Source organism: Pantoea sp. PA1 (genome assembly GCF_056856975.1).
The window spans coordinates 588851-615197 of record NZ_JBXGEE010000001.1 but is presented as its reverse complement, the minus strand read 5'-3'; the positions used below and the strand labels follow the sequence as shown (position 1 = coordinate 615197).

Genomic DNA, 26347 nt, shown 5'->3' with positions numbered 1-26347 from the left:
GGGCCTGGATTCAACCCATGGTTAAAGAATAGCCAGATTCTGCTTTCACCCCGCGCACAGTCACATTTAGCAACAGACTATTCACCACCGATTTGAGTAAATAACGAACATTCCTCTAGCTTACAACCGATTAGCTGCGGAATTATTACACAGCTAAATCCGCCCATTCCTTCCCTCCCCTGCGTAAAACGAAAGCTCTTCTATACTTTTTCTGGACGTCTAAACCACCTGGAGAGATCAATGGCTAAGATTCTGGTGCTTTATTACTCAATGTACGGACATATCGAAACGATGGCGAACGCGGTTGCTGAAGGCGCTCGTCGGGTTCCCGGCGCGGAAGTGGATATCCTGCGGGTACCAGAAACGATGGAGGCCAGTCGCTTTGCGGAGGTGGGCGGCAAAACCGATCAGCTGGCGGCAGAGGCGACGCCGGATGTGCTGCCGCAGTATGACGCCATTATCGTCGGCACCCCGACCCGCTTCGGCAACATGTCCGGTCAGATGCGCACCTTCTGGGATCGCACCGGCGGCCTGTGGGCATCAGGTGCCCTGTTTGGCAAGGTCGCCAGCGTCTTCACCTCAACCGGCACCGGCGGCGGTCAGGAACAGACGATTACCTCGGTCTGGACCACCCTGGCGCATCACGGCATGGTGATCGTGCCCATCGGCTACGGCACCAAAGAGTTGTTTGATATCTCTCAGGTGCGCGGCGGAACACCTTATGGTGCGACAACCCTGGCAGGCGGGGATGGCTCCCGTCAGCCCACGGAAGCGGAGCTGAACATCGCCCGTTTTCAGGGCGAACATGTTGCCAGCCTGACCACTAAACTGCAGGACTGATTTAATCAAAGGAGAAAAGTATGTCTACTGAACAATCAAAAGCACATCACGTTGGCGAATGGTCCAGTCTGCGTCATACCTCCCCTGAAATTGCTGAGGCCATTTTCGAAGTGGCTGATTACGATGAGAGACTGGCAGAAGAGATCTGGCGTCAGCAGGGCAGTGACGATGTACTGATTCGCGCCTTTGAAAAAACCGATAAAGATCTCCTGACCTGGGATGACAAACCCGTAGAACGTAAAAACGTCTGATTCAGGGGCGGGATCTTCCCGCCCTCAATTTTTTCGCTCACCAAGGAGAACGCTATGTCTTCCTATCAAAGCATTAATCCCGCCAACAACCAGTTGCTGAAGAGCTGGCCATCCCATGATGATGCCGCCGTCAGCCATGCCCTGGAGGTCGCTGACCAGCTGTTCCACTCCTCCTGGAGCAAAGGGGAGATTCAGCCGCGCCTGCAGGTACTGAAAAAGCTGGCTGACCTGATTGATAGCCGTGCGGAAGAACTCGCCACCATCGCCAGTAAAGAGATGGGTAAACTGATTGGTCAGAGCCGGGGCGAAGTCAAAATCTGCTCGCAGATTGCCCGCTACTACGCGGAGAATGCTGAGCGCATCCTGCAGCCGCACACCTACCCCAGTGAGCTGGGCGAAGCCTGGGTCGAGTATCATCCGATTGGTGTTCTGGTGGCCGTTGAGCCGTGGAACTTCCCCTACTATCAGCTGATGCGCGTGCTGGCGCCTAACCTCGCGCTGGGTAACCCGGTGCTGGCAAAACATGCCAATATCGTGCCGCACTGTGCCGATGTCTTTGAAAAACTGGTTCGCGAAGCAGGTGCGCCTGAAGGAGCCTGGACGAACCTGTTTATCTCTACGGAGCAGGTTGCGGATCTGATTGCTGACGATCGGGTTCAGGGGGTTGCCCTGACCGGTTCCGAGCGCGCCGGTAGCGCCGTGGCCGAACAGGCCGGTAAGCACCTGAAGAAATCGACGCTGGAGCTGGGCGGCAATGACGTCTTTGTCGTACTGGATGATGCCAATCTTGATGAAGCCGTGCGTCAGGGTGTGCAGGCGCGCCTGAGCAACTGCGGTCAGGTCTGTACGGCAGCAAAACGGTTTATTCTGCATGAGAAAATTGCCGATCGCTTTATCAGCCAGTTCAGCACGGCGCTGAGCGCGGCGACGCTGGGCGATCCGCTGGATGAGAAGACCACGCTGGGTCCGCTTTCCTCGGCAGATGCGCGCGACCGTCTGGTTAAACAGGTTGATGAAGCTGTCGCCAGCGGCGCAAAACTGCTGACCGGCGGTAAAGCCGTTGACGGCGTGGGCTGCTATTACCAGCCCACGATTCTGACCGGCATCACACCCGATAATCCGGCTTACTATCAGGAGTTCTTTGGCCCGGTGGCACAGGTCTATGTAGTTGCTGACGACCAGGCCGCGGTGGCGCTGGCCAACGACTCTCACTATGGTCTTGGCGGCTCCGTCTGGACGCGGGATATTGCCCGTGGCCGCAGGCTCGCTTCTGCCATTGAAACCGGCATGGTGTTTATTAACTCGCAGAGCGACACCTCCGCCGAGCTGCCTTTTGGCGGCGTGAAACGTTCCGGCTATGGTCGTGAACTTTCCGATCTGGGTATCAAAGAGTTTGCTAACCAGAAACTGGTTGTTGTGGCGGGATAAGCTGTCGCAGGTATAAAAAAACCCCGTCTCGACGGGGTTTTTTATTATCAGCAGGATGGGGATATTACGGTGTCGCTTCAGCCGCTGACTTTGTTTTATCGTTCTGCGCGCTGGCAGACGGTGTTGCACTATCAGCCTTGTCAGCCGTGGCGTTGTCACCGGCTGATTTCGCCGCTGCGTTATCCGCTTTGGCCTTATCAGCCGCCGCTTTATCAGCGGCAGCTTTTTCCGCTTTAGCCTTCTCCGCTGCGGCTTTATCAGCGGCAGTTTTATCCGCTTTAGCCTTCTCTGCTGCGGCTTTGTCGGCGGCAGCTTTCTCCGCTCTGGCCTTCTCCGCTGCGGCTTTGTCGGCGGCGGCTTTATCTGCATCAGCCTTCCCGGCGGCAGCCTTATCCGCATCCGACTGCGCTTTGTCTGCGGTCGCCTTATCGGCTTCCGCTTTGTCAGCGGCAGCATCCTGCGTCGCAGCAGCTTTCGCACTGTCGTCATCAGATGGCGTCGCGGCGGCTGGCTGTGGTGCAGCGGCTGGCTGCATTGGCGTGCCCTGCAGCGCCGCGTTCAGCGCCTGAGAGAACTGATCCCAGCTGCAATAGCCGTTAGCATCCGTCGGGCAGCCCGCCAGTTGCAGCGTCACACGTTTTGGCGGGTTTTTCAGACTCAGCACGTCCGCATTGCGCAGCTGATCGGCGCTCTGATAGACATATTCGACTTTGAGCAGGTCTTTGTCATTTTTCGCGTCGTGCCAGCGTTCAAAGACAACCTGACCACCAATCGGCGTTTTTTCCCAGGTATCAGGCAGCTCATACGGCTTCACCTGCAACGCGCTCAGCAGCGAGGCAATGTTTGAATCGTGCCCCACCATCAGCGTAATAGCTGGTGCACTGGCTTTATCCTGATCGACCAGCTGACTGCGGATGTAATCCACCAGCGGGGCGGCCACTTCGCGCGAGATATCCGGACTGGTAAACAGCGCGTCCTGATAGCCATTTTTAATGGCCGACAGCTCTTTCCACTGTTCAGGCGTCTTGATCTGTCCCCACGCCACCTGCTCCAGCGGGAAACCTTCATAATATTGCAGAGTGAACGCATCCATCAGCGAGTTACCCACTTTCAGCGGGCCACTGACATTCGGCTCTTTACCATTTTCCGCGCTGAAGGTGTTCTGACCGCTGCTCAGATCGCACTGCTTTTTATTGTTACAGGCAGGCGAAGATTTATAGTCAACAATCTTCTCAAGACGCTGGAAAGCAGGCTTCAGCGAGAGTTTTTCATTTTCGGCAGCCATCGCGGCCAGCGCTTTCTTGTTGAAGGCTTCGCTGCCATCTGTGATGACCGGATTAAAGATAGGATCCATGGTGCCCATCGCATCCTGATGCGTGACCGCGATGTCACAGCCCGGGAAGGCGCCATTGACAAAGAACTGGGCGGTGGCAACGGTACGCTGCAGGCTGTTGGCATAGACAAAGACGTTATTGCTGTCAGGACAGCTGCCGTTCTTCGCCAGTCCCTGCTGGGCCAGCCACTGACGGGTATAGTTACCCATGTAGATTTCCAGCACGCCACCTTTGGTGGTCAGCTGACCGCCAGGAACGTCCCACTGCGGCCAGCTTTTTTTGGTGGACTGCTCCAGCACGCTGCCGTTATCGGCCAGCGGCGCACGCAGATTGTGACGGCTTAGCATCAGGACCTGCTGCAGCTGCATATCACCTTCAGCCGCCAGCGCGACGGTTCCGACCGGCAATGCTGCGAGCACTGACAATGCGCAAAGACTCAGTTTCTTGATCATTGTGCCTATTCCATTCATTCAGTAAAGAAACACTCTGGCTATCAACCGATTAGCTCGCCTCAGAGCGACGTAATCCCTAGTGTAACTCAGCTCGCCTCAGAAAAGCGCCAGATGTTTGCAAAAACGGTGAGTAGACTATAGCAGAGAGGATAAAGAGAGATGAATGCAAAGCCGGGTGCGGCTCAGTGCGCCTTTCCGGCATGGCAGAAGAACAGAGGAAGGCAGAAACGAAACAGGCCAGCACTCAGTGCTGGCCTGTAAAATCTGGCGGAGGAGGAGAGATTCGAACTCTCGGATGGTTTCCCATCGGCGGTTTTCAAGACCGCTGCCTTAAGCCACTCGGCCACCCCTCCGTTTTAAAACAGTACTGCATTGGCAAAATAATCAGCTGACATTTTGCCACTTTATTGCCCGAGGCAGATAAAGTGGCGGAGGAGGAGAGATTCGAACTCTCGGATGGTTTCCCATCGGCGGTTTTCAAGACCGCTGCCTTAAGCCGCTCGGCCACCCCTCCGCAATGACGCGCACTATAAACATCCCGATTATCGATGTAAAGCCTGTATCTGACTGTTCGCATGAAAAACAGCCATTTCCTGTTTTTTCGCTGTCAAAATCACCACTCTGCTCAAACAATTAGCAGATTAGCGCGTAAAGAAGGGTAAAACGGCTTTTCCCTCTTTAATGGCCTGCGTATTCTCGGCTCATATTTAGTGTTCTGCTTAAAGGAGCGCAACATGGAAAGAATTGTCACCTCATCGCAGTCCTCACTGCTCTCAACGCACAAAGTTCTGCGCAATACCTATTTTCTGCTGGGATTAACCCTGGCTTTTTCAGCCGTGACGGCCACGGCCAGCACCCTGCTGGCGTTACCCGCTCCCGGTCTGATCCTGATGCTGGTCGGCTTCTATGGTCTGATGTTTTTAACTTACCGTCTGGCTAACAGCCCGATGGGCATCCTGGCCGCCTTTGCCTTCACCGGCTTCCTGGGTTACTGCCTGGGTCCGATCCTGAGCTCTTTCCTGACCGCAGGGATGGGGGATGTGATCGCACTGGCGCTGGGTGGAACGGCGCTGGTCTTCTTCTGCTGTTCCGCGTATGTGCTGACGACCCGCCGTGATATGTCCTTCCTTGGCGGAATGATGATGGCGGGCTTTGTGGTGCTGCTGGTCGCGGTAGTGGCTAACCTCTTCCTGCAGTTACCTGCTCTGCATCTGGCTATCAGCGCCCTGTTCATTCTCTTTTCAGCCGGCGCGATTTTGTGGGAAACCAGCAATATCATCCACGGCGGAGAAACAAACTATATCCGGGCCACGGTCAGCCTCTACGTTTCACTCTATAACATCTTTGTCAGCCTGCTGAGCCTGCTCGGTTTTGCCCGCAGCAACTGACAGACACGTTCATCAGCGTTGAAAACCCCGCTCCGGCGGGGTTTTTGCTTTTACTGTTACGTCAGTTTGCTACACTGCGCCGTCATTTACAGAGAGGAATTCACGTGAATTTTAACGGTAACGAAATCGCCGTCGATGCCGAAGGCTATCTGAAAAATCCCAGCGACTGGAGTGCAGCGCTGGCTGAACATATTGCCGCGCAGGAAGGCCTTACGCTGACCGACGCCCATTGGGAGGTCGTCCATTTTGTGCGCGCCTTCTATCTGGAATTTAACACCTCCCCCGCCGTACGAATGCTGGTGAAGGCGATGGCGAAGAAGTATGGAGAAGAGAAAGGCAACAGCCGCTATCTGTTTCGTCTCTTCCCTGACGGGCCGGCTAAGCAGGCGACGAAAGTCGCAGGCCTGCCCAAACCGGCCAAATGTCTCTGACTATCCGGTCGTAAAGCCGCGTGGGGGTGATGACGGCTGGTGCGGCTCCACCCGTACACTTTCCACCCGCGCGCTGCGTGGCCCGCCCGCTTTGAGCCAGGCGATGAGGGCGTCGACCTTTTCCGCCTCGCCCCAGGCCAGCACTTCGACACTGCCATCCTCCAGGTTGCGCGCATAGCCCAGTACGCTCAGCGCGCGGGCTTCGGCCTGGATGCTGTAACGGAATCCGACGCCCTGCACGCGGCCATAAACCCATGCTTTAAAACAGGCTGCTGACATACTGCCCTCCTGCTGCTGTTCGTTGCAATTTCCCGTTATCCACCGGACAATGGCACCTCATTTTTTCAGGTAAGCATAGCAAACTATGACAGTCAGATTGATTCTCGCAAAGGGACGTGAAAAGTCCCTGCTCCGTCGCCATCCCTGGGTCTTTTCAGGCGCTGTCGCGCGTCTGGAAGGTAAAGCGCAACTGGGTGAAACCATTGACGTGTGTGACAGTAACGGCAAATGGCTGGCGCGCGCCGCCTATTCTCCTCAGTCACAGATTCGCGCCCGTGTCTGGAGCTGGCAGGCCGATGAATCCATCGATATCGCCTTCTTTGTGCGCCGTTTTGAGCAGGCGCAGCAGTGGCGCACATGGCTGGCAGCGCGCGACGGTCTGGACAGCTATCGTCTGATCGCCGGTGAATCTGATGGTTTACCGGGCGTCACCATTGACCGCTTTGGCAATTTTTTTGTTCTGCAGCTGCTCTCCGCTGGAGCCGAATATCAGCGAGCGGCGATCATTACTGCCCTGCAGCAATGTTTCCCCGGCTGTGCAGTCTATGACCGCTCCGACGTCGCTGTGCGGAAGAAAGAGGGGCTGGAACTGACGCAGGGCACGATTACCGGCGAACTGCCGCCGCCTCTGCTGCCGATTACTGAGCATGGCATGAAGCTGCTGGTTGATATCAAGGGCGGCCATAAAACCGGCTACTACCTCGATCAGCGAGACAGCCGTCTCGCCACCCGCCGTTACGCTCAGGATGCCCGGGTACTTAACTGCTTCTCCTATACCGGTGGATTCGCCGTCTCGGCATTGATGGGCGGCTGTAAAGAGGTGATCAGCGTTGATACTTCGCAGGAAGCGCTGGATGTGGCACGTCAGAACGTCGAACTGAATGAACTCGACCTCTCCCGCGCGCGCTTTGAGCGTGATGATGTCTTCAAACTGCTGCGTCGCTATCGTGACAGTGGGGAGAAATTTGATCTGATCATTATGGATCCGCCGAAGTTCGTCGAAAACAAAAGTCAGCTGATGGGCGCCTGTCGCGGCTATAAAGATATCAACATGCTCGCCATTCAGTTGCTGAATCCCGGTGGCGTTCTGCTGACCTTCTCCTGCTCCGGTCTGATGGCCACCGAACTGTTCCAGAAGATCATTGCCGATGCCGCACTGGATGCCGGCCGCGAGGTGCAGTTTATTGAGCAGTTCCGTCAGGCAGCGGATCATCCGGTGATCGCCAGTTACCCGGAGGGACTCTACCTGAAAGGTTTCGCCTGCCGCGTCATGTGACTTGAAAAATTGGCTCCTGCCCCCATATTGGAAAGAGAGCTTTTTTTCGGAGGTCACTATGATTGCCAGTAAATTTGGTATTGGTCAGCAGGTTCGTCATCGTTTGTCCGGCGTACTGGGCGTTATTGTCGATGTCGATCCTGAGTACTCGTTAGATGAGCCTAAAATTGAAGAGGTTGGCGCGGAAGAGAAGATGCGTTCGGCACCCTGGTATCATGTCGTGATGGAAGATGAAGAAGGCGATCAGGTGCATACCTATGTTGCTGAAATTCAGCTTTCGGGCGAAACCAGTGTTGAACACCCTGAGCAGCCCTCAATGGATGAACTGGCGGCCTCAGTGCGTCAGCAGCTTCAGGCGCCTCATCTGCGACATTAATCTGTGGCGGCACCCTCTGCCGCCACACCTCTCTTCTCAGCGCGTGATCCCCAGCCGCGGAATCTCAATCTTCGGACAGCGATCCATAATCACCGTCATACCCGCATCCTGTGCCAGCACGGCCGCCTGCTCATTAATCACACCCAGCTGCAGCCACAGGGTTTTTGCGCCCACCGCAATCGCCTCCTGGGCTACACCCCACGCGGCTTCAGAATTGCGAAATACATCCACCATATCAATATGGCCCGGAACATCTGCCAGGCTGGCATACGCCTGCTGCCCCAGCAGCGTCTTGCCCGCCAGCTTCGGGCTGACCGGAATCACGTCATACCCCTGATCAAGCAAATATTTCATCACGCCGTAGCTGGGACGCTCAGGGCGATCGCTTGCCCCGACTAAGGCGATGCGTTGGGTGCGGGTCAGCACCTCGCGAATTGTCTGGTCGTTCATCGTTATCTCCTTTCAGGCCAGAGTTGAGTGTAGATGGGCACACCCCCGAACGGTTAAGTCAGTGACGTAATTAATTGAGCCAGCGCACGATTAAATATGTTTAAATGTAAACTAACTGCCATAATGTAAGAATTTGCTACACATAATCCTGTGTGTCATCAGTTACCGGAGTTGAAATGAAGCTGTCGCTGGCTGTAATGGGGTGGGTCGCTCTCCTCGTTTCGGCGTCCTGTTCTGCCATCACGTTAAAGCTCGATCCGCAAATCGATCTGCTGGTGCTGGATGGCCGTAAGATTTCAGGCTCGCTCCTCAAGGGCGCAGACAGTTTAGAGCTGGACCGGGGTCAGCATCAGTTTCTGTTTCGGGTAGAGCAGCAACGAAAAGGTCAGAAAGAGAGCACCCTCGCCTATCAATCGGTGCCGATGATCGTCACCTTCACTGCCGTGGCTAAAACCATTACCATCCGGCTGCCTGCGCTGGAGACAAAACGCGAGCGCTATCACTTCGATCGCAGCCTGAATTTCCTGCTGGTGGATGAGAAAGGGAACGAAATCACCAGCCTGCGCGATCGTCTGCCTGCCGCGCCCGCTGTCGACATGGAAAAAGCGATGGTGAACTACAATCGCACCGGTCAGATCGCCTCTGTGCCTCGTTTTGCCCATTCAGCCTCTGAGACGCCTTCTGCGGTCAGTCTGACCGCCGATCTCGACTGGACGATTGAAGCGGAGCATCCCTCACTTCACCGCTGGTTTCAGCGCTTTGACGAAGCGACGCGTCAGCAGTTTCTGACGCTGGTCAAAATGCTGCGCACCAGTTGATAGCGCTGAAAGCGCAGAGGTAAACTCGCGCTATCGCTTTTTCCGCATGACCCTGAATGGAGACGTTTGTGGAGCAGACTACCCGTACCCTTGGCAAACAAAAACATATCGCACTGGTCGCCCATGACCATTGCAAAGCCGCTCTGCTTGAGTGGGTTAAACAGAATCAGCCTGCACTGGAATCCCATATCCTCTATGCGACCGGCACCACCGGGAATCTGATCAACCGCGACACCGGCCTGAATGTCACGGCCATGCTGAGCGGCCCGATGGGCGGCGACCAGCAGGTAGGCGCGCTGATTTCAGAAGGAAAGATAGATGCGCTGATCTTTTTCTGGGACCCGCTCAATGCGGTACCCCACGATCCCGATGTCAAAGCGCTGCTGCGTCTGGCTACCGTATGGAATATCCCGGTCGCCACCAATCGCTCCACCGCAGATTTTATTATTCAGTCGCCGCTGTTTGCGCAAAGCAGCGAGATCATGATCCCTGATTATGCGCGCTATCTGGCCGGACGGCTGAAGTAACTCAGGCTTTACGCAACACCGGTACACCCAGCTCACGGAAGTGCCCGACAAAGGGTGACGGCGCGCTTTTATCAAACAGCAGAAAAACCTGCTGGCGCGCCCGTGTCAGAGCGACGTAGGCCAGGCGGCGCTCTTCTGCATCCGGGAACGCTTCCGGCTGCGGTAACAGGCCCTGTTCGATAATCGATTCGCGCACGTTCGCCGGAAAGCCCTCTTTGCCCTGCTGCAACCCCAGCAGAATGACGTAGTCCGCCTGCTGGCCTTTACTGGCATGGATGGTCATAAATTCCAGATTGAGTTTCGGCCAGCGGGTTCTGGCTTTGTCCAGCACATCCGGTCGCAGGTAGTGATAGCGCGCCAGCAGCAGGATGCGCTCATCAGGCTTTACATAGCCGCTGAGTTTATTCAGCAACGGCTCCAGCTGATCGTCCGCCAGCAGTGAAATCGACTTTTTATTCCCTTTGGTGATGCTGTTAAGCGGCTTCGCCAGCTGCTGCGGATTCTGCTGGATAAAACGGTTCGCAATGTCGCCGATGCGATCGTTAAAGCGGTAAGTGGTATCCAGCACACAAAGGTCACCCTCACCAAAGTAGTGATGAAACGCCGTCGTCAGCGTCATCTCTGCACCGCTGAAGCGGTAGATGGCCTGCCAGTCATCACCAACGGCAAACAGGGCGGTGCGCCTGTTCTGCTGGCGTAAAGCGCTGAGCAAGGCGGCGCGCTGCGGTGAGATATCCTGAAACTCATCCACAAGAATGTGTTTCCAGGGGCTGATAAAGCGCCCTTTTTCCAGCAGAGCAATCGCCTGATGAATCAGCCCCGAAAAATCGACCGCGCCCTCCTCTTTTAACGCACTCTTCCACGCTTTCAGCAGGGGAGCCATCAGCCTGATACGTTTGCTGAACAGATCGCGCACATCCTCAGGCACCTCTGCGATCATCGCGGCCTGCGCGCCGCCATGCATGCGCATCAGCCCCAGCCAGCGTTCGAGCCGGGACGCCAGGCGCTTAGCCAGTTTGTCATCTTCCCAGAATGGCCCCTCCGGCACCTCCCACTCCAGCTCGTCACGCAGCCATTGGCGCCAGCCGTTGGCCTGGGCCTTTTTTTCATGACACTGCTGCCGCCATTCCTGAATCAGCAGTGCACGACGTGCATCGGCATCGCTCTCCAGCTTGCTGATGACCGGCTGTTTGTTGCTGCCTTCACGAATAATATGCAGGGCCAGAGAATGGAAGGTTCGCGCCTGAATATCACTGGCTGACAGCCGCGACTGGATACGGGCGTTCATCTCTTCTGCAGCCTGTCGGCCAAAGGCCAGCAGCAGAATTTGATCGGCGCTGGCGAGATTGCGCTGCATTAACCAGCCCGCACGCGCCACCAGCACGGAGGTTTTACCGCTCCCGGCGCCCGCCAGCACCAGCAGTGAATCTTCGCCGTTGACTACCGCCTCGCATTGCGATTGATTGAGAGGCGTACTCTCGACCGTGTCGAAGAATGCCCGGTAGCGGGTCAGCATTGCGGCGGTCCAGTCACGGTTTCGCTGCCGCAGGGCCGCCTCGCCCTGCTCCAGCCAGCGCTGACAGAAAGCCTGGTTTTCACGACAGTCAGCAAAATCCTTCAACCGGGAGAGCGGCAACGGCAACGCATCGAACTGCTGAATAATGGTGTTTTTCAGCGCCTGCAGTTCATGCCGGTTCAGCCAGCGATCCTGCGCACTGAATGCCTCAATGTCATCACGCAGGGTCTGCAGCACGTCGCGGCACACCGCACTCATCTCCAGGCTCCAGCTCTGCCAGGCCTGCAGCAGGTAGTGATAAAAGCGCTGCGTTTCCTGCCATTCCGTGCCATGCAGCCGCACCACTTTTTCATCAGCCAGCAAAAATTCCAGTTCGCCCCACACCACGCCGCGTTTGCAGGCGATATCCAGCAACTGATTAAAAGGGATCAGGTACTCATGCTTATCGCCACTGACTTCGACGCCCGCTGCCATCAGACGGACACGATTATAGGGATGCCGGGCAAGTCGTTTGCCCATCGAAGTTGCTTTCAGTTCCACGCCGACACTCACGTCAGAGAATAGGATTCGGGGAAGTTTACCTGTCAGACCCTTGGCGCTCCAGCCTTAAAACAGGCTAAACTTGGCGTCACATCTTGCGGAATGCAAAAGGAAAAGAAGATCATGCGCACCGTCTTAAACGTTCTTAATTTTGTCCTGGGCGGTTTTTTCACCACCCTGAGCTGGCTCTTTGCCACCCTGATCAGCATCGTACTGATTTTTACCCTGCCGCTTACCCGCTCCTGCTGGGAAATTACCAAACTCTCGCTGCTGCCATTTGGTAACGAGGCGGTGCATGTGGATGTGCTTCGCCCTGAAAACAAAAGCCACATCATGAACACTGGCGGAACCTTTCTGAATATCTTCTGGCTGATTTTCTTCGGCTGGTGGCTCTGCCTTTCCCATATCTCTGTCGGGATTGTGCAGTGCATCAGCATCATCGGCATTCCGGTCGGGCTGGCTAACTTCAAGATCGCCGCGATAGCACTCTGGCCGGTCGGACGCCGGGTGGTGTCAGTGGAAGAGGCGCAGGCTGCGCGCGAAGCCAATGCCCGCCGCTATTAATATGATGTCAGCTACGCTGCCGGGCTGGCGCAAATATCTGTTTAACAGCGCCTGGCGCTATCTGCTGCGCATCCTGTTTGCGCTGAGCGGATGTGCCGCTATTCCCTGGTGGCTGCACCAGATTGAGTGGACCATCCCGCTGACGCTGGGCGTGGTAGCGGCGGCGCTGGCCGATCTCGATGATCGTCTGGCGGGCCGCCTGAAGAATCTGCTGATTACCCTGCTCTGCTTCTGCATCGCCTCGGTTTCCGTCGAGTTACTGTTTCCCTGGCCTCTGGCCTTTATCGCTGGCCTCGCGATCTCAACCTGGGGTTTTATTCTGCTGGGGGCGCTGGGTCAGCGTTATGCGACGATCGCCTTTGGCGCGCTGCTGATTGCGGTCTACACCATGCTTGGCATCGGGCTGTTCAGTCAGTGGTATATGCAGCCGATCCTGCTGCTGGTCGGCGCGCTCTGGTACAACCTGCTGACACTGCTGGGTCACCTGATGTTCCCGGTGCGACCGGTGCAGGAGCAGCTGGCCGGCAGTTTTTCACAACTGGCGCGTTATCTGGATGCGAAAGCGAATCTGTTCGACCCGGATGCGGGTGAACAGGATGATGCCGCCTTTGTGGAGGCGGCAATGGTCAACAGCCAGTTAGTGGCCCAGCTCAACCTGACCAAAACCACGCTGCAGAGTCGTCTGCGCGGCGATCGCGGCTCTCGCGGAACCCGCCGCAGCCTCCACTACTACTTTGTGGCGCAGGACATTCATGAACGGGCCAGCTCATCTCACCTGCAATATCACCTGCTGCGGGGTGACTGGCGCTATAACGAAATTCTGTTTCGCTTCCAGCGACTGCTGAATATGCAGGCTCAGGCGTGTCGGCAGCTGGCGCATTGCATCCTGATGCGCGAAAGATGGGTACATGACAGCCGGTTTGAGCGCGCGTTTGAACGTCTGCAGAAAGCCATAGAGCGTCTGGAGCAGCGTGAACCGGAAGCCGCCCATACGCGTGCGCTCTTCTGGCTGCTGCGTAATCTGCGCGCCATCGACGCTCAACTCGCCTCGATTGAATCTGAACAGACCCTGTCAGGCGAAGACACTCAGCACAGCGACAATCTGCTGTCGCGAGAAGGGCTGAGTGGCTGGAGTGATATCCGGCTGCGCTTCAGCCGACATCTCACGCCCGCGTCGGCGCTGTTCCGGCATGCTGTCCGGATGTCTGTGGTGCTCTGTATCGGCTACGGTTTTATTCAGGTGACCGGACTGGAACGCGGTTACTGGATCCTGCTGACCAGTCTGTTTGTCTGTCAGCCTAACTACAACGCAACCCAGCGACGGCTGGCGTTGCGTATCGGCGGGACGCTGGCCGGTATTGCGATTGGCCTGCCCGTTTTATGGCTGGTGCCCTCCATAGAGGGTCAGTTAATCCTGATCGTTATCTCCGGCGTGCTCTTTTTTGCCTTCAGACAGGTCCAGTATGCGCAGGCCACGCTGTTTATTACGCTGCTGGTGCTGCTCTGCTTCAATCTGTTAGGTGAAGGATTTGAGGTCGCCCTGCCACGGGTGGTAGATACCTTACTGGGCTGTGGGCTGGCCTGGCTGGCTGTGGCCTTTATCTGGCCTGACTGGCGGTTCCGTCAGTTACCGGCCGTGGCAGAACGCACTCTGCAGGCCAACTGTCGTTATCTTGACGCCATCATGGAGCAGTATCATCAGGGCAAAGACAACCGACTCGCCTATCGCATTGCGCGTCGTGATGCGCACAATGCCGATGCTGAGCTGGCGTCGGTGGTGTCAAATATGAGCAGTGAAAGTCGCACCAGCCAGAAACTGCGTGAATCCGCTTTTCAGCTGCTCTGTTCTAACCACTCGTTTCTGAGTTACATCTCTGCACTGGGTGCCCACCGCGATAAGATCAGCGATCCGGCACTGCTGACGCTGCTGGATGACACCGTCTGCTACGTGGAAGATGTGCTGCAGACGGAGGTGGTCAGTGATGAACAGGCAGAGGCGATGCGCCAGCCGTTAGCTCAGCGCATCAGCCAGCTGGCCGCGGATGCAGACACGCGTGCGCCACTGGTGCTCCAGCAACTCGGTCTGCTGGTGGCACTGATGCCTGAAATGGCTCGCCTGCGCCGCACGCTACTCGCCGACTAACCTTTGCTGCTTCCGGGCGCTGTGTCAGACAACAGCGTGCGCTGAAACCAGGCGTTCAGCTCGGCCCGGGTTGCCTGCGGCAGTGCAGCAGCATGATGACCGGTGATTGCGCCCTGCAGCGCCAGCAATGTCTGAAATCCGACGTGCTGGTTGATGGCTTTCAGCTTCAGCCAGCACTGTTTGGCCCCCATCTGGTAAAGATGGTTGACGCTCATGATACCCGCGTCATACAACATCATCTCCAGACGGACACTGAGGTTGGGCAGATCTTTGAGGCGCGGTGAACCCTGCCTGTCCTGCAGCTCCAGCTGCGCCGTTTCCAGTGAGGCGGCGGAGAGCGCCAGCAGGTGCTCAGGATCGCGCCATAACGTCTCATCGACGCGGTAGTAATTGAGACTGACCAGCTTACCTCGCTTGCGAAACACCAGCGGCTGCAGAGGCCGATCGGTGATGTACGCCTGTAGGGGTTCACTGGCGCGCAGGTAGAGCTCACCCTGATTAATTAACGCGAAAACCACACTCTCAACCGCCAGTGCATACCCGCCGAACTGGGTACGGGACTCAATGGCTCCCAGTGGGGCCAGATGCGCTCTGGAGCGCTCTACAACCGGATTCACCTTTTTCATTGCACCACCTCCATGTCAGAAACAGATCGTAAATTGCCTTGGGTATCAGGCAATTAGAAGATAGGAAAAAGAGTAAGCGGGTTCAACGAATAAATAGTGGTTCGCCTAATCTTGTCGCGTTTTTGCGAGGCGTTTTCAGAAATTTGGGTTGATCTTTATCCAGGATGACAGTACTGTATATTCATACAGTCAACTGCTGGTGATTAACTTATGCGAACCCAACATCCTGATAATGCACGCTATGCTCATCGTTATGCGTCCTCTTCTGTTCCGGCGGCTCAGCCTGGTGGAATTACAGAGTTACGTTACAGTGAGCAGCCCGGAATGATGCAGATGTTACTGCTACCGTTATTGCAGCAATTGAGTCAGCAATCACGCTGGCAGCTGTGGTTAACCCCCGCGCATAAGTTGAATCGCGCCTGGCTGCAGGAATCGGGATTACCGCTGAATAAAAGCATGCACATCGCCGATTCAGAACGACTGAATGCGGTTGAGGCGATGGTCAGGGCGTTACGCACAGGCAATTACAGCGTGGTACTGGCATGGATCCCCTACGAGCTGGATGAAGATGAGCGTCGTCAACTGGAAAATGCAGCAGCAGAGGGTGAAGCGCTGGGGCTGATTTTGCGTTCAGGCGGGACATCGGAAGCGCCTCTCAGACCACAAAACCCCATAAAAATTCAGTCGGATTTGTTTCATTAAGTAAAAATAAGAAGTTTCTCAAGCTATTTTTCTTATCTGTCGTCGCTAAACCACTGATTCTGTTAGTTCGAGCATTGACAATGGTTTAGCAGGTTTTTCAGGCTTGCTGCCGCGACAATACTACCAGGCTAATTGTTAGAAATTGTGTATAAATCGCTGTTTTTTTACAGAAGCGCCTCACATCATACTTGTAAGTTTCCAATCTCGTTGTAGACTTTATCTCGCCAGGGTGCTCAATAACCTCCGTTTTTTGCGGTAGAGTCATAAGCGAGCGTTTTGACCCGGCGAAGGATTTAAACCAAGAGCAACCTTTTTGCTCATTGCCTATTTGGATGATAACGAGGCGCAAAATGAAAAAGACAGCTATCGCAATTGCAGTGGCACTGGCTGGCTTCGCTACCGTAGCGCAGGCCGCTCCGAAAGATGACACCTGGTACACCGGTGCTAAACTGGGCTGGTCTCAGTATCACGACACTGGCTACTACGGCCACGGTTACGAGAACAATAACGGTCCAACTCATGAAAGCCAGCTGGGCGCAGGTGCGTTCGTTGGTTATCAGGCAAACCCATACCTGGGTTTCGAGCTGGGCTATGACTGGCTGGGTCGCATGCCTAACAAAGGCACCGTGACTAACGGCGCATTCAAAGCACAGGGCGTTCAGCTGGCAGCTAAACTGAGCTACCCAATCTATGACGATCTGGACGTGTACACCCGTCTGGGCGGCATGGTATGGCGTGCAGATGCTACGCAGACTAACCCAACTACTGGCCGCATCAGCGACCACGACACCGGCGTATCTCCGCTGGCTGCTGTAGGTGTTGAATACGCACTGACCAAAAACTGGGCTACCCGCCTGGACTACCAGTGGGTTAACAACATCGGTGATGCACAGACCGTTGGTGCACGTCCAGACAACGGCATGCTGAGCGTAGGCGTTTCTTACCGCTTCGGTCAGGATGACGTCGCTGCACCAGCTCCGGCTCCGGCCCCAGCTCCAGCTCCAGTTGTTGAAACCAAGCGTTTCACTCTGAAGTCTGACGTTCTGTTCACCTTCAACAAAGCGACCCTGAAGCCAGAAGGCCAGCAGGCTCTGGATCAGCTGTACAGCCAGCTGAGCTCAATGGATCCTAAAGATGGTTCCGTTGTCGTACTGGGCTTCACTGACCGTATCGGTTCAGAGCAGTACAACCAGAAACTGTCTGAGAAACGTGCTCAGTCAGTCGTAGATTACCTGGTTTCTAAAGGTATCCCTTCTAACAAGATCTCTGCACGTGGCATGGGTGAATCTAACCCAGTTACCGGCAACACCTGTGACAGCGTGAAAGGCCGTAACGCCCTGATCGACTGCCTGGCGCCGGACCGTCGCGTAGAAATCGACGTTAAAGGCATCAAAGACGTTGTAACTCAGCCACAGGCTTAAGTTAACACGTAATAAAAAACCCCGCTAAGGCGGGGTTTTTTATGCCGGTAATAAAGGGATGTTCGGAACTGGCCACCCTGCTCCACCTGCCCGGCTAGTCGTTTTCTGAACCTGATTTACCCAGAATCGCCTGCAGGTCCTGCTTCAGACTCGACATCTGCGTAGCATATTTCTCTTTGCGTTCCGCATCCTCGATCAGCTGAACAATGGTCTCAGAGAGGGTACAGCCGCGCCGCTGTGCCAGTCCGGCCAGTCGCTGCCAGACCAGATACTCCAGGTCGATCGATTTTTTTCGGGTATGCTGATGTTCTGCATTAAAATGGCGTTTCCGCCGTGCGCGGATGGTCTGTTTCAGCCGGTTATCAAGATCGGCATGGATATGTTCAGCAATCCATTCATTCACCGTCACCGGATTATTTTCCATCGCCAGCAGTTTATCGACTGCCGCCTGCGCCGCACTCAATTCAAGGTGACGCGTGATCAGTTCACCTTCCCGATGTTTTTTCACCAGGTATTTCCACTTCCATCCACTTTCAAGATTTTCGAGTTGCTGGTATTTCATCGGAATCTCATCGTGATCACGTAACGAGCTAAGAATAACAGCTTTTTTCCCGGATGCAGCAACGAAAAACATGCTGTCAGCTTCACAACTTCACCAGGAAGTCTGCAGTGCTTAACCAGGGTGAATCCTGTATAATCTCGCTTTTCTTAAAACAGATAAATGCGATTATTTTGACCAGCACCCAACTTACGTGGCAGACCCTACAGCCGGATAGCGCACCATACCAATCCGTTTTCTCCCGAATTGCTGATGAAGAAACTGATGCTCTGGCAACGGTACAGCCCCGGTTGCTGAATGCCCTGGCGCATTTACATCACCAGTCGCAGGGATTCCCGTTACTGCTGGTTCGAAGCCAGGAGAATCGCGATTATCTGACCTTCATTGCCCAGGCCGCGCAGCGGGTGATACCTGACAGTACCACGCTGTACGGCGGTGATTACCATATCATGGGTGACATTATCACGCTCCTGCCGCCCTCCGATCCTCAGCGCCCGTTCACCAGTCAGGGTGGCATTCATTTTGCTGAATGGATTGAGATGGAGCAGCTGTTTGGCTGCGTACGCCAGTATAAAGATCGCCTCCAGCCTGAGCCGGGCCTGATCCATCGCGCCAATGGCGGTACGCTGGTGCTCTCACTGCGAAGCCTGATGACCCAGCCGATCCTCTGGTTGCGCCTGAAAAAAGCGATTGAGCAGGGCTACGTGGAGTGGACTTCCCAGGACGAGCGCCGGCCCCTGCCCGTCTCTGTTCCGCCTGTGCCGCTCAGGCTGAATCTGGTGCTGTGCGGAGACCGCGAGGTGCTGGCCGATTTTCAGGAGCTCGATCCTGAAGCGCATGAAATGGCGATTTATACCGAATTTGAAGAGAACATTCAGATTCTGGATGAAGATGACATGCTGGCCTGGTGTCGCTGGAACGAAGAGCTGGCGCGTCAGGCGGGTCTGCCGGTTCCGGAAGCGGACTTCTGGCCGGAACTGATTAAAGAGGGTGTCCGCTATAGCGGCGATCAGGAGACATTGCCCCTCTGTCCGCGCTGGCTGCAGCGCCAGATGCGCGAGTCAGCCCTGATGGGTGACACGCTCAATGCCGAAGCGCTTCGCGACGCACTGGAAGCCCGCTTATGGCGTGAGAACTATCTCAATGAGCGGATGCGGGATGAAATCCTGCTGCGACAGATTCTGATTGAAACCGAAGGCGAAGTGGTCGGTCAGATCAACGGCCTCTCGGTCGTTGAATATCCTGGCCATCCCCGCGCGTGGGGCGATCCGACACGGATTACCTGCGTCGTTCACCCCGGTGATGGGGAGTTCATGGATATTGAGCGGAAGGCGGAGCTAGGCGGCAATATCCACGCTAAGGGCATGATGATCATGCAGGCTTACCTGATTGCAGAGCTGGAGCTCGATCAGCAACTGCCCTTTTCAGCGTCAATGGTATTTGAGCAGTCATACTCTGAGGTTGATGGCGACAGCGCCTCTCTGGCCGAGCTCTGTGCATTGATCAGCGCGCTGGCTAACCAGCCAATCAATCAGCAGATTGCCGTCACCGGATCGGTTGATCAGTTCGGCAACGTTCAGCCGGTAGGCGGCCTGAATGAGAAGATTGAAGGTTTCTTCGAGATCTGCCATCAGCGTGAACTCACCGGCCAGCAGGGCGTCATTATCCCGGCCTGTAATGTGCGTCATCTCAGCCTCAGCCAGGCAGTGGTCAGTGCGGTAGAACAGGGCCGTTTCCACATCTGGGCTGTAGAACGTGCTGATGAGGCCCTGCCACTGCTGACCGGTAAAATATGGCGTACGGAAGATGGCGAGGGCGATTGCCTGCTGCACACCATCCAGGAACGCATCAGCCTGTTCAACCAGCCGGATGTCCCGCAACGTCCCTGGGCGCTGCGCTGGCTTAACTGGTTCAACCAGCGTTAATCCGATTTGCTCAGCGTACAACTGTTCGCTAATATTCGTGATTCACTAAAACAAGGCTTATTGAAAACATGGTAGATAAACGCGAATCCTATACCAAAGAAGATCTGATTCTGTCAGGTCGTGGTGAACTGTTTGGCGAAAATGGTCCGCCGCTTCCTTCCGGCAACATGCTGATGATGGACCGCGTGGTCAAAATGACCGAAGACGGCGGCAAATATGACAAAGGCTTTGTTGAAGCAGAACTGGATATCAATCCCGATCTCTGGTTCTTCGGCTGCCACTTTATCGGCGATCCGGTGATGCCAGGTTGCCTGGGTCTGGATGCCATGTGGCAGCTGGTAGGTTTCTATCTGGGCTGGCTGGGCGGCGAAGGTAAAGGTCGTGCGCTGGGCGTGGGTGAAGTGAAATTCACTGGTCAGGTCCTGCCGGACGCGAAGAAAGTCACCTACCGCATTCACTTCAAACGCGTGATCAACCGCAAGCTGGTGATGGGCGTGGCAGATGGCGAAGTGCTGGTTGACGGTAACCTGATCTACACCGCCAGCGATCTCAAAGTGGGTCTGTTTAAAGACACCGCGGCATTCTGAGCATTCTGCACAGAAACAAAAACCTCCGCGCCAGGCGGAGGTTATTTTCCTTTTTCAGTGACATCCGGTTATGCTGCTACCGACCTGTCCTCCATGGCTTGTCGCCAACCTCCCAACCAGTGAGACTTAGCGTCAATCAACTGATACGGACACATCTCTTTTGAGCGTCCAGTAATGCCTGCCTGATAACCACGTGAATGGGCGCGTTCGAGGCGGTCTCGTTTCTGTCTCTTCATACTCCGTGTCCCTCATGTAAGGTCTGTGGAATCTGGTGGAAAGAAAAGTGGTGAATTAATGTTCAACCACTCTTACGTTCTACCCCCTGCGCACCCAAAGATCAATGCGCAATCTTCATGCCACTGTCATAAATGTGACCTTAATCGGAAAAGAAAGCGCGGTTTTGTGATGGAGACGGCAACACTATCGCCCTGATTAAGCTAATAAAAAGCCCCTGAATCATGCCGTTATATCGCGACATTTCATCAGGGGCTTAGCTTATTTATTCATAATATTCTTAATTTAGCGCAACCACACTATTGGCGATCTGCTGCGCCGTCTGCTGCCAGCCGGTGGCCAGCGTTCTGACCATGGCATCGTAGCCATCTTCAGTTTGCGGCAGGACAATATTAAATGCCTGTTTGGTCAGACGGCCCTGATGCTCCAGCGTCCATTCACCGCTGACAATCGCCTTGCCGTCGTAGCGCCCCTGAAAGCCTGTAATAGTCACATTCAGCGTGTCGTGCTGCGCGCCCAGCGGCGATCCGGCTACCAGCCGCCCAGGCAGCGCCTTGCTCAGATTGGTGATCAGCGTCTGCTGCAGCTGCTGATCAAGCGGACTGGCCCAGAGGTTGTTGGCGGCAATGACATATTTGACGTCACTGGTCTGGTAGACCAGCCCGTTACCGGCCAGATAATCCGGCACCGTCACCTGCTGCACCCACAGCATCGGCTGAGCTTCGTTCATCTGGCTGCTGCTGACCTGCATGGAAGCCGCCCCGGAGGGCAGCTGATACCAGGTATTGTCAACGCTGCTGCTGCATGCGCTCATCACCAGCGCGGCACAAAGTATCAATCCTTTTTTCACTGTTTCGCCCTCTTCGGCTGGGGATCCTGTCCCGGTTTCGCCTCAAATACCAGCGCATTGCTCTTGGTGTTGAGTGTCCTCAGTACCGGCTGAAGTTCACGCAGCACCTGATCCAGTCGTTGCATATCCCCGACCAGCTTACTGTAAGCAGGCGAACCAGGCTGCAGTCCTTTCATGCTGCGATTCAGCTCACGCAGCGTCTGCTGCAGATCTTCCGGCAGGGTCTTCATTGCCGGACTGGCGGTCACTTTGTTGATATTGTCGATAGTGCGCTGCAGATCGCGCATCGTCTTCTGACTCTCTTTCAGCGTACCGGTCGCTTCATTGACCATGCCGTTCAGAGGCAGGCTGTTGATCTTATCCAGGGCCGCCATCAGTTTCTGCTGAATCTGGCTCAGTCCGCCGCTGACGGTTGGGATCACTTCATAACCTGAGACTTTCTGCGGGCCTTTGTAGGCTGGCGCATTGTCATAGAAGTCGAGATCGACATAGAGCGCACCCGACAGCAGGTTGCCGGTTTTCAGCGTGGCACGCAGGCCACGTTTCTTCCCATCCTGCAGATGCTGCTCCAGATCGAAATTCTCGCCCAGTCGGCTGATAAAGCGATCCGGCTCAATGCGAATCAGCACCGGAACGCGGTAATCGTTGTTCAGTGCCTGATCCAGACCCGCTTTCATCAGCGGTGCCTGTGACACGGTACCGAGGCGAATGCCGCGGAATTCAACCGGTGCACCAGCCTGCAGACCGCGAATGGAGTCAGAGAAGAAGAGCACATAGTCGACGTGATTGGTGTAGAGCGAATCCTGGATGCTGCGCTGATCGTCAAACAGATGATAGTCGGCATGATTTGTCGCCGCTTCACCCAGATCCCAGCCATCCGGCACATCGAAACTGACGCCGCCACTGAACAGCGTGGTCAGCGATCCCATTTCGACCCGCATGCCTGACGCGGACATATCCACGGCGATGCCGCTGTCTTTCCAGAAACGCACGTTGGTGGTCACCAGGCGGTCGTAAGGCGCGGCAATAAACAACTGATAGGTCATCATGCGTTTATCGGTGTCAAACGAGCTGGTTTCCACTGTACCGACCCGGTAGCCGCGGAACAGAACCGGATCGCCCGGATTAAGCTGACCGGCTTTTTTGCTGTCCAGTATGATGCGGATCCCTTTAGCATCCGGTGGCGCCAGCGGCGGAGCATCCAGCAGCTTGTACTGCTCAGGTGCCTGGTTTTTCGTGCCGGGCTGCAGTTCGATGTAGGCGCCTGACAACAGCGTGCCAAGGCCGCTGATACCTTCACGGCCCACCTGCGGTTTCACGACCCAGAACACGCTGTCGCTGTGCAGCAGCTTGTCCATGCCCGCGTTCAGGCGCGCTTTAATTTCCACATGATGGAGATCGTCGCTTAGCACCGCGCTTTCCACCACACCGACATCCACGCTGCGGCTTTTAATGGTGGTTTTACCTGCCACAATGCCCTCAGCGTTTTCGGTAATTAATGTCACTTCCGGCCCCTGATGGCTGAAGTGATAGAAGAGGATCCATCCGCCGATAAGCAGCGTGACGATGGGGACAATCCAGACCGGCGACCAGCGCTTAATCTGTTCCACCTTTGCATGGCCGTGGTTAGTTTCCGTCAAGGCGCGACTCCTTCATTGTGTTTTCACGTGCACGATCCCAGAGTAATCGCGGGTCAAAGGTCATGGCAGCGATCATGGTGATGATCACCACCATCGCAAACAGAACTGCCCCCCACGCGGGATAAACATTCATTAATTGCCCCATACGCACCAGCGCAGAGAGCACGGCAATCACAAACACGTCGATCATCGACCAGCGGCCAACAAACTCGACCACTTCATAAATCTTATGCATTTTGTGGCTGTCCCGCCGTCCGCGTCCGCTGGCATCCCAGCAGAGCCAGCCAATTGCCAGCATTTTCAGCGTCGGCACCATGATGCTGGCGATAAAGATCACCAGCGCCACCGGATAGGAGCCATCAGCCCACAGGACAATCACCCCCGCCATGATATTGGAGGGATAGGCGCTGCCCAGCGTCTCCGTGACCATAATCGGCATCAGGTTAGCCGGAATGTAGAGCAGCACCGAGGTGAGCAGCAGCGCCAGCGTCCACTGCAGGCTGTGCTTACGCCGGGCCTGCGCCTGGACGCCACAACGCGGACAGACGGGCTTATCCGCAGGCAGAATGGCGGTGCAGCAGGGACAGGATCGCAGGCCCTGCGCCAGGCCACTGACGCCCACCTCGGGCGCATGCGGCAGTGCGGGGCGGGGTGAGAGGCGATCCCACAGCGCACGCCGATCGACGCACTGAAAGGCACGCAACTGCAGCAGACAGAACAGAACCCAGGGCCAGAAGCTGGTTTCCAGTCCGATTTCACCATAGGCCATCAGCTTGACGAAGCTGACCAGCACGCCAGCCATGAAGATTTCTGACATGCCCCAGTTGCGCAGATGAAACAGGATTCGGGCGAGACCGACTCTGAGCGATGTGGGTAACGGTATCGGATTGACCAGCAGAAGGATGGTTATCATGCAGAAGGCGGGAACCGCCTGCACGAACAGCAGAAACAGCGTAGCGAGGCTGCTGTAATCTTCCGACACCATCACTCTGGGTATCTGCATCAGGGTGATCTGGCTGGTCAGCCCGGCCACCTTCATGGAGACGAATGGAAACAGGTTCGCCAGCACCAGCATAAACAGCGCTGCCAGCGCATAGCCCGTTGGTCGTTTACGCGGTTCATGCCAGTTCGCCGTCAGAGCAGTGTGGCAGCGCGGGCATGATGCCCGGCTGCCAACGGGAATGTCCGGCAGCCTGATCGTTAAATCGCACTGTGGACAGAGCATCCACGCGTTACTTTTCACTGCTGAACACATCCGCTAGCCCTGCCCTACGCGCCGTTTTTCAGTGACTCAAGCTCTTCCCAGCGCGCAAACGCGGTTTCCAGCTCCTGCTCGGCCTGAGCAAGATTATCCAGCACCGGTTGCGTCTGATCGTGTGGCTGACTGAAGAAGTCCGGATGACTCATCTTCGCCTGCAGTTCACCGATGCGCGCTTCAAGCTGCTCCAGTTTTTGCGGCAATTGTTCCAGCTCACGCGCCAGATTATAGCTGAGTTTATTCACATTACGCTTCGCCTCGCTCTTCTCTGCGGCGGGCTTTGCGGTGCTGGTTGCCGCTCTGGCTGGGGCTGAGGCCTTATGCTGCCGGTAGGCTGCACGCTGCTGTTGTGCATCGTGGTAGCCGCCAACAAACGTGCCAATCTCGCCATTCCCTTCGAAAATCCAGCACTCGGTCACGGTATTATCGACGAACTGACGATCGTGGCTGACCAGCAGTACTGTGCCCTGATAACCATCAATCAGCTCTTCCAGCAGTTCCAGCGTTTCGACGTCGAGGTCGTTAGTCGGTTCATCGAGAATCATCAGGTTGCTGGGACGCAGGAACAGACGCGCCAGCAGCAGGCGGTTACGTTCACCACCAGAGAGCGCGCGCACCGGGGTCATGGCCCGTTTCGGATGGAACAGGAAGTCCTGCAGATAACCCAGAACGTGGCGCGGTTTGCCGTTGACCAGGACTTCCTGCTTGCCTTCGGCCAGGTTGTCCATCACGGTGCGATCCGGGTCCAGCTCCGCACGGTGCTGGTCAAAGTAGGCCACTTCCAGCTTGGTGCCGGAATGCACGCGGCCATGATCGGCCTTAAGCTGTTGCAGCATCAGGCGCAGCAGTGTGGTTTTACCGCAGCCGTTTGGCCCGATCAAAGCAATCTTATCGCCACGCTGCACTTGGGAAGAGAAGTCCTTCACCAGCACTTTGCCATCGACCGCGTAATCGACATTTTCCAGTTCAAAGACAATTTTGCCCGAGCGGGAGGCTTCGCCCACCTGCATGTTCGCTTTGCCCATCACTTCACGGCGTTCAGAACGCTCGCGACGCAGGGCTTTCAGCGCACGCACGCGACCTTCATTGCGGGTACGACGGGCTTTAATGCCCTGACGGATCCACACCTCTTCCTGCGCCAGCTTGCGGTCAAACTCCGCGTTCTGCATCTCTTCGACGCGCAGCGCTTCTTCTTTACCCGCCAGATACTGATCGTAGTTGCCCGGCCAGGAGACCAGTTTGCCGCGGTCAAGGTCGACGATCCGCGTCGCCATGTTGCGGATAAACGAACGGTCATGGGAGATAAAGACGATGCTGCCGCTGAAATTCTTCAGGAAGGTTTCCAGCCAGTCGATGGTTTCAATGTCCAGGTGGTTCGTCGGTTCATCCAGCATCAGAACGCGCGGATTGCTCACCAGCGCACGGCCCAGCGCCGCTTTACGCAGCCAGCCACCCGAAAGCGATGAAAGCTCGGTATCGGGCTTCAGGCCAATCTGCTCCAGTACATCATGGATGCGGCTTTCCAGCTGCCACAGATTCTGATGGTCGAGAATGCTCTGCAGACGCGCCATCTCGTTGAGGTTTTTATCGCTTGGATCGTCCATCACCAGATGGGAAATGGCGTGATAGGCTTTCAGATGCTCTGCCTGCTCTTCAACGCCTTCAGCCACGAAGTCATAGACCGAACCGGTAATATTGCGTGGGGGGTCCTGTTGCAGACGTGCCACGACCAGGTCGGTTTCATAAATAATGCGACCATCATCCAGGGGCTGTTCACCATTGATGATCTTCATCAGGGTGGATTTACCTGCACCGTTACGGCCGACCAGACAGACGCGCTCGTTCTCTTCGATATGCAGTTCGGTGTTGTCTAGCAGCGGCGCATCGCTGAAGGAGAGATAGGCGCCGTGGATACTGATTAATGACATGTAA

General features: G+C 55.7%; 26 protein-coding genes and 2 tRNA genes. 15 read left to right on the top strand and 13 right to left on the bottom strand.

Annotated elements, in window-relative coordinates:
* Positions 1-240 precede the first annotated feature (240 nt).
* From wrbA to AC1V0D_RS03110, 3 genes are read left to right on the top strand one after another with little or no spacing between them, the layout of a single operon-like run.
* Positions 241-840 (top strand): NAD(P)H:quinone oxidoreductase, encoded by a 600-nt coding sequence (wrbA, locus tag AC1V0D_RS03120; protein WP_009091010.1) that lies wholly within the window; start codon positions 241-243, stop codon positions 838-840.
* 20 nt (positions 841-860) lie between these two features.
* Positions 861-1091 carry a YccJ family protein gene (locus AC1V0D_RS03115; RefSeq protein ID WP_482906953.1) on the top strand — a complete coding sequence of 77 codons (231 nt, stop codon included), beginning with the start codon at positions 861-863 and terminating at the stop codon, positions 1089-1091.
* Positions 1092-1145: 54 nt separating this feature from the next.
* Positions 1146-2519 carry an NAD-dependent succinate-semialdehyde dehydrogenase gene (locus tag AC1V0D_RS03110; protein ID WP_426607201.1) on the top strand — a complete coding sequence of 458 codons (1374 nt, stop codon included), beginning with the start codon at positions 1146-1148 and terminating at the stop codon, positions 2517-2519.
* Positions 2520-2583: 64 nt separating this feature from the next.
* On the opposite strand, the gene agp is transcribed toward AC1V0D_RS03110, so the two are convergent.
* The 3 genes from agp to AC1V0D_RS03095 all read right to left on the bottom strand — a co-directional run bounded on the left by agp (position 2584) and on the right by AC1V0D_RS03095 (position 4819).
* Positions 2584-4305 (bottom strand): bifunctional glucose-1-phosphatase/inositol phosphatase, encoded by a 1722-nt coding sequence (gene agp, locus AC1V0D_RS03105; RefSeq protein WP_482906952.1) that lies wholly within the window; start codon positions 4303-4305, stop codon positions 2584-2586.
* Between the two features lie 265 nt (positions 4306-4570).
* Positions 4571-4658, bottom strand: a tRNA-Ser gene (locus AC1V0D_RS03100).
* A gap of 73 nt (positions 4659-4731) precedes the next feature.
* Positions 4732-4819: transfer RNA gene (locus AC1V0D_RS03095), tRNA-Ser, on the bottom strand.
* A 220-nt stretch (positions 4820-5039) separates the two neighbouring features.
* Between AC1V0D_RS03095 and yccA the strand changes: the two genes are divergently transcribed.
* Complete coding sequence (gene yccA / locus AC1V0D_RS03090; protein WP_009091017.1) at positions 5040-5693, top strand: FtsH protease modulator YccA; 654 nt, start codon at positions 5040-5042, stop codon at positions 5691-5693.
* 104 nt (positions 5694-5797) lie between these two features.
* On the top strand, positions 5798-6124 hold the full coding sequence (locus tag AC1V0D_RS03085) for a TusE/DsrC/DsvC family sulfur relay protein (protein ID WP_482906951.1): 327 nt from the start codon (positions 5798-5800) through the stop codon (positions 6122-6124).
* Here AC1V0D_RS03085 and yccX read toward each other — a convergent pair whose 3' ends face one another.
* Complete coding sequence (gene yccX / locus AC1V0D_RS03080) at positions 6125-6403, bottom strand: acylphosphatase (protein WP_482906950.1); 279 nt, start codon at positions 6401-6403, stop codon at positions 6125-6127.
* Positions 6404-6488: 85 nt separating this feature from the next.
* Between yccX and rlmI the strand changes: the two genes are divergently transcribed.
* Positions 6489-7679 carry a 23S rRNA (cytosine(1962)-C(5))-methyltransferase RlmI gene (gene rlmI / locus AC1V0D_RS03075; RefSeq protein WP_482906949.1) on the top strand — a complete coding sequence of 397 codons (1191 nt, stop codon included), beginning with the start codon at positions 6489-6491 and terminating at the stop codon, positions 7677-7679.
* A gap of 58 nt (positions 7680-7737) precedes the next feature.
* Positions 7738-8055, top strand: a complete 318-nt coding sequence (gene hspQ, locus AC1V0D_RS03070) for a heat shock protein HspQ (RefSeq protein WP_009091024.1) — start codon at positions 7738-7740, stop codon at positions 8053-8055.
* A 36-nt stretch (positions 8056-8091) separates the two neighbouring features.
* On the opposite strand, the gene AC1V0D_RS03065 is transcribed toward hspQ, so the two are convergent.
* Positions 8092-8505, bottom strand: a complete 414-nt coding sequence (locus AC1V0D_RS03065) for a CoA-binding protein (protein WP_009091026.1) — start codon at positions 8503-8505, stop codon at positions 8092-8094.
* 176 nt (positions 8506-8681) lie between these two features.
* Here AC1V0D_RS03065 and AC1V0D_RS03060 point away from each other — a divergent pair, with 176 nt between their 5' ends.
* Complete coding sequence (locus AC1V0D_RS03060) at positions 8682-9323, top strand: YccT family protein (RefSeq protein WP_009091028.1); 642 nt, start codon at positions 8682-8684, stop codon at positions 9321-9323.
* A 68-nt stretch (positions 9324-9391) separates the two neighbouring features.
* Positions 9392-9850 carry a methylglyoxal synthase gene (mgsA, locus tag AC1V0D_RS03055; RefSeq protein ID WP_009091029.1) on the top strand — a complete coding sequence of 153 codons (459 nt, stop codon included), beginning with the start codon at positions 9392-9394 and terminating at the stop codon, positions 9848-9850.
* A gap of 1 nt (position 9851) precedes the next feature.
* On the opposite strand, the gene helD is transcribed toward mgsA, so the two are convergent.
* A complete protein-coding gene (gene helD / locus AC1V0D_RS03050) occupies positions 9852-11906 on the bottom strand; it encodes a DNA helicase IV (protein ID WP_265136561.1) in 2055 nt (684 codons plus the stop codon).
* Between the two features lie 123 nt (positions 11907-12029).
* Here helD and AC1V0D_RS03045 point away from each other — a divergent pair, with 123 nt between their 5' ends.
* Together AC1V0D_RS03045 and yccS are read left to right on the top strand one after the other, a co-directional pair.
* Positions 12030-12470 carry a YccF domain-containing protein gene (locus tag AC1V0D_RS03045; RefSeq protein WP_009091033.1) on the top strand — a complete coding sequence of 147 codons (441 nt, stop codon included), beginning with the start codon at positions 12030-12032 and terminating at the stop codon, positions 12468-12470.
* A 1-nt stretch (position 12471) separates the two neighbouring features.
* Positions 12472-14613: a YccS family putative transporter gene (yccS, locus tag AC1V0D_RS03040; RefSeq protein ID WP_369750594.1), complete on the top strand. Its 2142-nt coding sequence runs from the start codon at positions 12472-12474 to the stop codon at positions 14611-14613.
* Here the strand turns inward: yccS and AC1V0D_RS03035 are convergent.
* Positions 14610-15239: a TfoX/Sxy family DNA transformation protein gene (locus AC1V0D_RS03035; RefSeq protein ID WP_058958010.1), complete on the bottom strand. Its 630-nt coding sequence runs from the start codon at positions 15237-15239 to the stop codon at positions 14610-14612. The genes yccS and AC1V0D_RS03035 overlap by 4 nt on opposite strands.
* Before the next feature lie 210 nt (positions 15240-15449).
* Here AC1V0D_RS03035 and sulA point away from each other — a divergent pair, with 210 nt between their 5' ends.
* Complete coding sequence (gene sulA, locus AC1V0D_RS03030; RefSeq protein WP_111208080.1) at positions 15450-15941, top strand: SOS-induced cell division inhibitor SulA; 492 nt, start codon at positions 15450-15452, stop codon at positions 15939-15941.
* 350 nt (positions 15942-16291) lie between these two features.
* Entirely contained in the window at positions 16292-17362 is a 1071-nt protein-coding gene (gene ompA, locus AC1V0D_RS03025; RefSeq protein WP_009091041.1) for a porin OmpA, read from the top strand.
* A 94-nt stretch (positions 17363-17456) separates the two neighbouring features.
* Here the strand turns inward: ompA and matP are convergent, their stop codons facing one another.
* Positions 17457-17924 carry a macrodomain Ter protein MatP gene (gene matP, locus AC1V0D_RS03020; protein WP_009091043.1) on the bottom strand — a complete coding sequence of 156 codons (468 nt, stop codon included), beginning with the start codon at positions 17922-17924 and terminating at the stop codon, positions 17457-17459.
* Between the two features lie 53 nt (positions 17925-17977).
* Between matP and AC1V0D_RS03015 the strand changes: the two genes are divergently transcribed.
* Complete coding sequence (locus tag AC1V0D_RS03015) at positions 17978-19846, top strand: AAA family ATPase (RefSeq protein WP_337025023.1); 1869 nt, start codon at positions 17978-17980, stop codon at positions 19844-19846.
* Between the two features lie 68 nt (positions 19847-19914).
* A complete protein-coding gene (gene fabA / locus AC1V0D_RS03010) occupies positions 19915-20433 on the top strand; it encodes a bifunctional 3-hydroxydecanoyl-ACP dehydratase/trans-2-decenoyl-ACP isomerase (protein ID WP_009091047.1) in 519 nt (172 codons plus the stop codon).
* A 68-nt stretch (positions 20434-20501) separates the two neighbouring features.
* On the opposite strand, the gene rmf is transcribed toward fabA, so the two are convergent.
* The 5 genes from rmf to AC1V0D_RS02985 form a co-directional block, all read right to left on the bottom strand.
* Positions 20502-20669 (bottom strand): ribosome modulation factor, encoded by a 168-nt coding sequence (gene rmf / locus AC1V0D_RS03005; protein ID WP_008925875.1) that lies wholly within the window; start codon positions 20667-20669, stop codon positions 20502-20504.
* A gap of 278 nt (positions 20670-20947) precedes the next feature.
* Entirely contained in the window at positions 20948-21517 is a 570-nt protein-coding gene (gene pqiC, locus AC1V0D_RS03000) for a membrane integrity-associated transporter subunit PqiC (protein WP_009091049.1), read from the bottom strand.
* Positions 21514-23157 carry an intermembrane transport protein PqiB gene (gene pqiB / locus AC1V0D_RS02995; RefSeq protein ID WP_009091050.1) on the bottom strand — a complete coding sequence of 548 codons (1644 nt, stop codon included), beginning with the start codon at positions 23155-23157 and terminating at the stop codon, positions 21514-21516. The genes pqiC and pqiB overlap by 4 nt, the downstream gene beginning before the upstream one ends.
* Positions 23144-24412, bottom strand: coding sequence for a membrane integrity-associated transporter subunit PqiA (gene pqiA, locus AC1V0D_RS02990; RefSeq protein WP_150029712.1), 1269 nt, complete (start codon positions 24410-24412; stop codon positions 23144-23146). The genes pqiB and pqiA overlap by 14 nt, the downstream gene beginning before the upstream one ends.
* Before the next feature lie 14 nt (positions 24413-24426).
* Entirely contained in the window at positions 24427-26343 is a 1917-nt protein-coding gene (locus AC1V0D_RS02985) for an ABC transporter ATP-binding protein (protein WP_058957434.1), read from the bottom strand.
* Positions 26344-26347 lie beyond the last annotated feature (4 nt).

Bases quoted from the DNA above. Each gene is read 5' to 3' on its own strand.
- rmf (WP_008925875.1), bottom strand. From the start codon at position 20,669: ATGAAGAGACAGAAACGAGACCGCCTCGAACGCGCCCATTCACGTGGT.
- agp (WP_482906952.1), bottom strand. From the start codon at position 4,305: ATGATCAAGAAACTGAGTCTTTGCGCATTGTCAGTGCTCGCAGCATTG.
- AC1V0D_RS03015 (WP_337025023.1), top strand. From the start codon at position 17,978: ATGCAGCAACGAAAAACATGCTGTCAGCTTCACAACTTCACCAGGAAG.
- wrbA (WP_009091010.1), top strand. From the start codon at position 241: ATGGCTAAGATTCTGGTGCTTTATTACTCAATGTACGGACATATCGAA.
- AC1V0D_RS03035 (WP_058958010.1), bottom strand. From the start codon at position 15,239: ATGAAAAAGGTGAATCCGGTTGTAGAGCGCTCCAGAGCGCATCTGGCC.
- AC1V0D_RS03115 (WP_482906953.1), top strand. From the start codon at position 861: ATGTCTACTGAACAATCAAAAGCACATCACGTTGGCGAATGGTCCAGT.
- rlmI (WP_482906949.1), top strand. From the start codon at position 6,489: ATGACAGTCAGATTGATTCTCGCAAAGGGACGTGAAAAGTCCCTGCTC.
- matP (WP_009091043.1), bottom strand. From the start codon at position 17,924: ATGAAATACCAGCAACTCGAAAATCTTGAAAGTGGATGGAAGTGGAAA.
- hspQ (WP_009091024.1), top strand. From the start codon at position 7,738: ATGATTGCCAGTAAATTTGGTATTGGTCAGCAGGTTCGTCATCGTTTG.
- yccS (WP_369750594.1), top strand. From the start codon at position 12,472: ATGATGTCAGCTACGCTGCCGGGCTGGCGCAAATATCTGTTTAACAGC.
- yccX (WP_482906950.1), bottom strand. From the start codon at position 6,403: ATGTCAGCAGCCTGTTTTAAAGCATGGGTTTATGGCCGCGTGCAGGGC.
- AC1V0D_RS02985 (WP_058957434.1), bottom strand. From the start codon at position 26,343: ATGTCATTAATCAGTATCCACGGCGCCTATCTCTCCTTCAGCGATGCG.
- AC1V0D_RS03045 (WP_009091033.1), top strand. From the start codon at position 12,030: ATGCGCACCGTCTTAAACGTTCTTAATTTTGTCCTGGGCGGTTTTTTC.
- AC1V0D_RS03110 (WP_426607201.1), top strand. From the start codon at position 1,146: ATGTCTTCCTATCAAAGCATTAATCCCGCCAACAACCAGTTGCTGAAG.
- sulA (WP_111208080.1), top strand. From the start codon at position 15,450: ATGCGAACCCAACATCCTGATAATGCACGCTATGCTCATCGTTATGCG.
- fabA (WP_009091047.1), top strand. From the start codon at position 19,915: ATGGTAGATAAACGCGAATCCTATACCAAAGAAGATCTGATTCTGTCA.
- AC1V0D_RS03065 (WP_009091026.1), bottom strand. From the start codon at position 8,505: ATGAACGACCAGACAATTCGCGAGGTGCTGACCCGCACCCAACGCATC.
- yccA (WP_009091017.1), top strand. From the start codon at position 5,040: ATGGAAAGAATTGTCACCTCATCGCAGTCCTCACTGCTCTCAACGCAC.
- pqiA (WP_150029712.1), bottom strand. From the start codon at position 24,412: ATGTGTTCAGCAGTGAAAAGTAACGCGTGGATGCTCTGTCCACAGTGC.
- ompA (WP_009091041.1), top strand. From the start codon at position 16,292: ATGAAAAAGACAGCTATCGCAATTGCAGTGGCACTGGCTGGCTTCGCT.
- AC1V0D_RS03060 (WP_009091028.1), top strand. From the start codon at position 8,682: ATGAAGCTGTCGCTGGCTGTAATGGGGTGGGTCGCTCTCCTCGTTTCG.